At 39.7% G+C, this 7,931-nt stretch carries 7 protein-coding genes; 5 read left to right on the forward strand and 2 right to left on the reverse strand.

Features of this window, described 5'->3' with window-relative positions:
* The first annotated feature begins 250 nt into the window (after window positions 1-250).
* Entirely contained in the window at window positions 251-2,584 is a 2,334-nt protein-coding gene (locus KV40_RS25370) for a hypothetical protein (protein ID WP_036487247.1), read from the forward strand.
* A gap of 68 nt (window positions 2,585-2,652) precedes the next feature.
* On the forward strand, window positions 2,653-3,366 hold the full coding sequence (locus KV40_RS25375; protein WP_036487249.1) for a hypothetical protein: 714 nt from the start codon (window positions 2,653-2,655) through the stop codon (window positions 3,364-3,366).
* 210 nt (window positions 3,367-3,576) lie between these two features.
* Here KV40_RS25375 and KV40_RS25380 read toward each other — a convergent pair whose 3' ends face one another.
* Window positions 3,577-4,167, reverse strand: coding sequence for a DUF4440 domain-containing protein (locus tag KV40_RS25380; protein WP_253274384.1), 591 nt, complete (start codon window positions 4,165-4,167; stop codon window positions 3,577-3,579).
* A 43-nt stretch (window positions 4,168-4,210) separates the two neighbouring features.
* On the opposite strand from KV40_RS25380, the gene KV40_RS25385 reads away from it, so the two are divergent.
* From KV40_RS25385 to KV40_RS25395, 3 genes are read left to right on the forward strand one after another with little or no spacing between them, the layout of a single operon-like run.
* Window positions 4,211-4,489 (forward strand): helix-turn-helix domain-containing protein, encoded by a 279-nt coding sequence (locus KV40_RS25385; RefSeq protein ID WP_036476788.1) that lies wholly within the window; start codon window positions 4,211-4,213, stop codon window positions 4,487-4,489.
* Window positions 4,474-5,322 carry an IS630 family transposase gene (locus tag KV40_RS25390; protein WP_072013741.1) on the forward strand — a complete coding sequence of 283 codons (849 nt, stop codon included), beginning with the start codon at window positions 4,474-4,476 and terminating at the stop codon, window positions 5,320-5,322. Before KV40_RS25385 ends, KV40_RS25390 begins: the two co-directional genes overlap by 16 nt.
* Complete coding sequence (locus tag KV40_RS25395; RefSeq protein ID WP_036487253.1) at window positions 5,323-6,822, forward strand: amidase family protein; 1,500 nt, start codon at window positions 5,323-5,325, stop codon at window positions 6,820-6,822. It begins immediately after the preceding gene.
* Between the two features lie 61 nt (window positions 6,823-6,883).
* Here KV40_RS25395 and KV40_RS25400 read toward each other — a convergent pair.
* On the reverse strand, window positions 6,884-7,931 hold a 1,048-nt coding region (locus tag KV40_RS25400; protein ID WP_036487255.1), incomplete at its 5' end, for an ATP-dependent RecD-like DNA helicase.

Below are 7,931 nucleotides of genomic sequence, written 5' to 3' on the forward strand. Positions count from 1 at the left end.
GTGTAGTGCGATCGCATTATGTATCTGCTGGAAAAATCTCAAGCGATCGCTTTTTGTATCCATGCTATTTTAAATACGGTAGTTACAAAGAAAAATTAATATTTCGTAACTGTACTTGGATTAATGCTGAGTCGCGAACTTAAAATTCTCCTCTTTTATTTTGAAAAGAGAGCAAAACGAAATAGCAGTAATTTAAAGAGGTACGGTAAATTAAAATAGTGTAACTGTATAATTACTCACATAGCTTAATATGGATGCCGAAGTAATAAAGCGACAAGCGCAGGATGAGAATACTTCACCTGAAATATTAGCAAAGTTGTCAAAGAGTAAAGACAAAGAGATTCTTCGTCTGGTTGCAGGTAATCCGAATACGCCTATTGAGATTTTAGAGAAACTGAGTCTCGAATATGATAGACAGATAAAGGAAAGCCTTGCAGCGAATCCTAATGCATCATTAGATGTTCTATATAATTTGAATATTCATTATGATTATTATATTCGTCGTGCAGCCACTCTCATACCAAAAATATCATTAGAAATCGCTACGATTTTGGTGAATAATTTAGGTTGTCGTGGCTATTCTATTCGGCATATAAAAGAGCAGCTTATAAAGAACACAAAACTATCCGATCTAATTCTGAATAATTGGCGGATAAAAAGTCTGCCAAAAGGGGAATATCTTCGTGTTCGTACTGCCATTGACACAAAAAAAGATGCATTCGATAAAGATGCAATGATATTAGCCCTCGATCTTGCTTCCTATATAAGAAGCAAGCATATTAAAAGTTACAGACATAATATCTTTGTTAGCAAGTTAATAGAAAAATTACGTAGACATTCAAGAGAAGCTAATTATATTAATAAAAATAATAGTATTGTATATTTTCAAATTCAGGAGAAGCTAAGGGAACTATCAACGGCAGTTATTTCTGAAGAAACGACAAGAGAGATAGTTGAAACCAGTTCTATTTATGTAAAAAGGCTATTAGCTACAAACCCAAATATATCATTAAATACGATTAAAGAGTTAGCCAAAAATAATCAATCTATAGTGGCGATTGGAGTTGTTCGTAATATTCAGACTCCGCCTGAAATATTAACAAAGCTACTAACAAATGAAAGCTATTTAGTACGCCAACAAATTGTCAGTAATCCAAACGTAACTGTAGATATATTAGATAAGTTAAAAAACGATCGCAATATATTTGTCCGAGAAAAAGTAGCTCAAAGCCATAAAATATCATCAGAAATTATAGAAGAATTAGCACGAGATCCTGTTCCTCTAATACGGAGTGCGATCGCCGAAAATCCGCAAACATTTAATGATATTTTAAAAAAACTAATAAACGATCCTAGTCTGTCTGTCCGTGCTGCGATCGCCCAACGAAAAGATATCTCAGAAGAACAGGCAATATTACTCACTCGCGATCCTTCTAACTATGTTAGAAACAAGCTGGCTGATAATCGTCATATTTTGCCAGCAGTTACTAAATTATTAAACACAGTAAACGAATCAAATACAGTAAATGACAATTGGTATCGCGAACGTTTAGAAGCGAGGGAAAAACGTAGAGCAGAAATAAATGAGTTTAAAAGATTATTAGGTTTAATTTATAATCCCGATACATCATCAGAAATATTAGATCGATTAGCAACTAATGAAAGTTATTTAATACGCCAAGGTGTTGCAGAACATCCAAGAACAAAATTAATAACTCTCAATAAACTTAAAAGAGATAACAATATTGATGTTCGTGAAAAAGTTGCTGCCAACCCGAATATATCCTCAGAGATTATCGAGGAATTATCTCAGGATGCTATGTCTATGGTGCGTCAAGCAATAGTAAATAATCCTCAAACAACTATGACTATATTAAATAATCTAACAAGCGATCGCAGTGATTGTGTGCGTGGTGCGATCGCTCTACGAGAAGATATTTCTGAATCAATAGCAATAGCATTAGCTAACGATCCTTCTGCTTATGTTAGACAGAGGTTAGTTTGCAATCCCAACATTTTAGATAAAATTCTCGAACTATTAAGTAAAGATATCGATCTAATTAGTGAAGAGGGTAATAGATCGGTTCAGATCGAAATGATTAAAAACGTCGATCTATCACCACAACTATTTGAGAACCTAGCATCAAGTTCGTCAGCCAAAGTACGAAAAGAAGTTGCCCAACATCCAAAAGTACCCTTATCGGTTTTAGATCGACTCAAGACGGATAAAGATAAATATGTTCGTGTCGAAGTGGCCAAACATCCGCGTATATCTTTAGAAATAATGGAATATTTAGCTACAGATTCTATTAACGCCAAACCCACTACACAACGATTTCGCGGATCGTCGTTCGGAGGATTGATAGACTATCATCATCAGGTTCGTCTGGCGATCGCTCGACGAGAGGATATTACCGCCAAAGCAGCTTTTATCTTGTCAAAAGACCCTTTGCCTCAAGTTAGATGGGTTCTTGCTCAGAATATAAATATTCCTTTAGATATTGTCATGTCTCTGTGTGAAGATAGCGATCGCAAAGTCCAGGATGAAGCAAAAAAGACGCTTCTAGCTCGTCAAAATATATAACAATATTTTCAAACTCTTAATGTAATTTACAGATATAATGATTATCATTCTTAAAAATATGCAAATCGATGTGGGCAATTTTAAGCGGAATTGAAGGAAATATCGCAGCTTACAAAGCGGTATTAGCAGATATCAAACGCCAGCGCGTTAAGATAGAAGAATTGTATATTTTGGGCGATATTGTAGCAGCTAACCCAGATAGCGAAAAAGCGATCGAGCGCATTCAGAATCCTTTACCTGGAGAATTAGAACCCCAAGTATGCGTCGGCTGGTGGGAAGAACAATGCTTTGCCTTACACGGTTTGGGTTCGACAGCAGAACCAACAGAATTAATAGAACGCTTTAGCAAAGAAACCGCCAAACTACTTTGGGATTCTGTATCTCGCGAAACTGTACAGTGGTTACGCAACTGTCATTTTGGCTTCTTTGAATTAGATTGTTTGTTAATTCACGGTAGCACTGTTAGCGTCAGCGATGAGTTAACCCCCAAAACCCCACCCTGGCAAATGCTAGACCGCTTGCAGAGAGTCCAGGCAAATCAACTCTTTTGTGGTCGTTCGGGTCAAGTGTTTGAATATCAATTACAAGCAGGTTCGGTTAAGAGTTCGGTGATGACTTTAGAATCTCAGCAACCCGTGCAAACTATTACTGCACCAAAAAGAAGGCTTGTCGGGGTGGGAAATGTCGGCAGAGAGCCAGGAGAGGCTACTTATACTATTTATAATCCAAAGAGCGATCGCCTGGAGTTTAAGACAGTTGACTACGGCAGTAAAAAGCCCTAAAGGATTCCCTTCGGTCACGCACCGCCCGCTCGGATTTAAAATCCGAGGCGAACTGGAGTTCGCCGACATCGCGAAGCGATGGCGAGTCTCTAACAGCGACTGACGGAGCAAGCAAGGATTTGGTAATTAAGCAAAAACTATCTCTACTACTTTAAGGCGATCGCTTTACTATTTATCTAATAATGTACTTCAATTTATCTTAAAAAGTAATTATCTTTCTACCAATAACCCGTTTTCACAAGCATCTTGCTCTGGATTTACTGCTTCTAATGTTTCAGGAGCTTCAGGTAAAGCAGAGGAGTGATGTTCGATAATTTCCCATTGATTATTACCATTTTTCTGGTATACAAAACTATAGCGTGCAGGGACTTCTTTGGTTTGACCATTTTCACTAAAAGTGAAAGTATAGTAGCCACTGTTAATGGCAAGATCTTCATCGTACATTCTTACACAACCTTTATATGAACTAACGCTCAATTCGGGAAGCCTAGCAAAAAATTCAAAATAATCACCAATTTCTGCTGGGGTATCCCTTACTTGCTCGGAGACAGTACCCCATAAAACTCCATCTTCTGCGTACAAAGCTACTACTTCATCTACAACTCCTTCAGAACCAGAAGTAACAGTATTAAGCCAAGTATCAGTAGTTTCTGCTACCTCTTGTTCTGCTTTTTCCGTTTGAGCAAAACTAGATAAAGGAGTAATAGTAACTAACAAAGCTGTAACAAAAATAAAAGAAAATAATTTCTTTTTATTCCAAACTAAACCCCGTCCAGTTTGAAAACTGGAGTTTTGGCTCAAAATCAAATAGGCTGATTAAGAGAAGAAAAATAAGATCGATTTGATGTTAAAAGTAGATTACGCTCGTTGGAATCAAAGCAAAGAGTTATTAAGAACAGAGGCATTGGCTGCCAAACATCCTCGAACAAGAGAGAGACTGATGGCATTGTATGAAATTAGTGAAGGGAAAAGTGCTACAAAGGTAGGGGAACAAACCCGAAGAAATCCCCAAACAGTAATGGAATGGGTGCATCGTTATAATCAAGAAGGTCTCAAAGCCGTCGAGTATCAAAGAACGGGAGGAAGAAACCCTTTTTTTCCGAAACGGTGCGAAAAGATTTAGGGAATCAAATCCAGAAAGCTCTTTTAAGGTCAGCATTAGCACCACAAGAAAGAGGGAGGAAATCTCAAGGGTTTCCACGTTGGACGTTAAAAAGATTCGTCCACTGGCTGAAACAGAAGTGGAAGATAAATTGTTGTCGAGAGACAGTCAGAAAAACTCTTAAGCAGATGGGTTTTTCCTGGAAGAAAGCGAAGAAGTTGCTTAATAAAGGCAATACCGCCAAAAGAGCTGAATTTGTCGAACAAATTACTGAATTATTAGAGGATGCACTTCATCAAAAGCGATTAATTATCTATATTGATGAAGCCCATATACATTTAGATACCGATGAAGGTTACGGTTGGTCAATTCGGGGAGAAAGGTTTTGGGTCAGCTCTAGTTCTCCTGGAAGAAAGAAAGTCTCTTTTTATGGTGTTTACCTCTATAATCAGGCGCAAACCAGAATTTTTCCTTATGAGAAAGCAGAGAAAATTAATACCATTGATGTTCTCAAAAAGTTGCGAGTCGAATTTCCCCAGCAACAAATAACTGTGGTTTGGGATGGCGCMCCATATCATCGTGCTAAAGTGGTCACCGAGGCAGCATCAGCAATGGACATCCATCTTCTACAATTACCTGGCTATAGCCCAGATTTTATGCCTGTCGAACATCTTTGGCAATGGCTCAGAGAAGACATAACTTATCATGTTTGTTATGACCAACAACAAGAGTTAATTTCTGCTGTTGCTGATTTTCAGCATCTAATTAATACTACTCCACTGTTTTTAAGCGATCGCTTGTGGGTTAAAAAACACCTCGATCCAGAAGAAGAAAAACTACGGTTTTCAAAGTAGATGCGGTTTAATCGCGTAGGAGCTGCAAATAGTTTCGTTTTTGAAGAAGCTACCATCGATCGTATTCAGACTGCTATGCAACAGGGAACGCTAACCGCCAGCGAGCTAGTCGAACATTACTTAGAACGTATTGAAGCTTATGACCAACAGGGACCAGAACTAAACTCAGTTATTGTAGTTAATCCTAACGCTACTGAGCGAGCTACCGAACTCGATAGACAGTTTCAAACTTCTGGTAAGGTTGGTTCTTTACACGGTATTCCAGTGCTGCTTAAAGATAATGTTGAAACTAATAACCTTCCTACTACTGGTGGTTCGTTAAGTCTTGAGGGTTATGTTCCAGCGAGTGATGCGCCCATCGTTACCAAGCTGGAAGAGGCTGGAGCAATCATATTGGCTAAAGTCAATTTACACGAATTTGCGGTTGCAGGAGAAACGGTTAGTTCGATTCTCGGACAGACCAAAAATCCTTATGATTTGACCAGAACACCTGGTGGTTCTAGCGGTGGTACGGGAGCGGCAATTGCTGCTAATTTTGGCGTTCTCGGCATTGGTACTGATACCATCAATTCCATTCGCTCTCCAGCAAGCGCAAATAGTCTTGTTGGACTAAGACCAACTTTAGGATTGGTAAGCCGCACTGGAATTATCCCTTACTCACTAACTCAAGATACGGCAGGTCCAATTACTCGAACTATTAGCGATGCCGCAAAGATGCTCGATGCGATCGCTGGTTACGATTCCCAGGACACGGCTACAGCTTGGAGTATAGGACATATTCCAGAAACCTACACTGCTTTTCTAGACCTGAATGGCTTACAAGGAGCTAGAGTTGGCGTTCTTAGAAGCTTTTTTGGTAATGCTCCAGAACACCAGGAAGTTAACAACGTAGTTAACAAAGCTGTTGAAGTAATAGGAGGAGAGGGAGCAACTCTCGTCGAGCTAGACACCTCCCTCGATGCAGACACTTTAGTTTCTGACGTGAGCATTCATTTGTACGAGCTAGACGAACATCTAACAAACTATCTGCAAAACACTCAACCTCAAACACCTGTAGAATCCCTAGCTGAAATTATTGATTCTGGCGAATATCATCCAGCATTAGAAGAAACTTTTGATGAAGTCACCACTTTAAGCACGACAGACGAAGAATACAAAAATCGTTTAGTCAAAAGAGCGGATTTACAAGACACCTTTATGCAAATAATGGCAGATAACCAACTTGACGCAATTGTCTTTCCACATCAAAAACGTTTAGTCGTTCCCATCGGAGAATCTCAAGTAGAACGGCAAGGAATTTTAACTTCATCAACTGGATTTCCTTCGATCGTCGTACCTGCTGGTTTTTCCTCTCCAACGGATACTGCGCCCATAGGCGTACCTGTTGGCATGGAATTTGTTGGTAGACCTTGGAGCGAACCGACTCTAATTAAACTAGCGTATGCTTTCGAGCAAGCAAGTCAGTTGAGACAACCACCACAGAGTACCCCGCCACTGTAAAGTAAAAAATAGCTATTGGATAATATTTCGGATAATTGGCTCTCAATTATTGTAGCGATCGCTACAAATTTTTATCTTCCAATTTCCTCCTCAACCTCGTATATCTTTGCTGCTGCTTGACCTGCTTGACTGCGATTGCCACCGCTTTCTCCGAACCAACAATCAACGCTAGTTTCTTAGCTCTAGTCAAACCAGTGTAAAACAAGTTACGAGAGAGCATAACGTAATGTTGGGTATAAAGAGGCAGAATAACTACAGGATATTCCGAACCTTGAGATTTATGTATCGAAGTTGCCCAAGCTAGCGTAATTTCATTTAAATCTGCATAGTCATAGGTTACATTCCTGCCATCACGATGAGGCGCGTTCCCTTGCGTCTTTCGCCGACGCGGGGTCGCCTCATCAAAGTCAATAGTGACTTCCTTTTCGGTTTTATCGATTGCCTTAACTATTCCCAAGTCACCATTAAACACTTCTTTATTATAGTCATTCTTTAGCTGCATCACGCGATCGCCCGTTCTGAGAATACTGTCTCCTCTAACTAATTCTTCTTTGTATTCGGCAGCAGGATTGATTAGCTGTTGCAATACACTGTTGAGATTGCGAGTACCGACTACTCCTCTAGTCATGGGACAAAGCACCTGAACATCGGTAGCGGGATTAAAACCAGTTTTGGGTATGTAATGTTCGATGAGGTCGCAGATAGTTTGTACGCCATGTTCTGGTTCTGTTCCTCCCGAATGCCAGAGACAGTCTGAAGTTGCTTTCATCGATACTGGTTCTAGTTTTGGTAGGCGACCATTATTTATTTGATGGGCAGTACGAACGATTGCACTTTCGGCAGCTTGTCTAAATACCTGAGTCAGACGGACGACGGGAATTTGTTGGGAGGCGATTAAATCTCTAAGGACATTGCCTGGTCCGACTGAGGGAAGTTGGTCAATATCTCCGACCATCAATAGCAGAGCATCTTTGGGCAAGGCTTTTAGTATGGAATGAGCCATAAATAGATCGACCATACTGCATTCATCCACTACTAGAGCATCGCAGTCTAAGGGATTGTCAGCATCGCGTTTAAAGCCCATTTTAGAAGGGTCGAACTCTAACAGC

Source organism: Myxosarcina sp. GI1 (assembly GCF_000756305.1).
Taxonomy (GTDB): Bacteria; Cyanobacteriota; Cyanobacteriia; order Cyanobacteriales; family Xenococcaceae; genus Myxosarcina.

Bases quoted from the DNA above. Each gene is read 5' to 3' on its own strand.
- KV40_RS25370 (WP_036487247.1), top strand. From the start codon at position 251: ATGGATGCCGAAGTAATAAAGCGACAAGCGCAGGATGAGAATACTTCA.
- KV40_RS25375 (WP_036487249.1), top strand. From the start codon at position 2,653: ATGTGGGCAATTTTAAGCGGAATTGAAGGAAATATCGCAGCTTACAAA.
- KV40_RS25385 (WP_036476788.1), top strand. From the start codon at position 4,211: ATGTTAAAAGTAGATTACGCTCGTTGGAATCAAAGCAAAGAGTTATTA.
- KV40_RS25395 (WP_036487253.1), top strand. From the start codon at position 5,323: ATGCGGTTTAATCGCGTAGGAGCTGCAAATAGTTTCGTTTTTGAAGAA.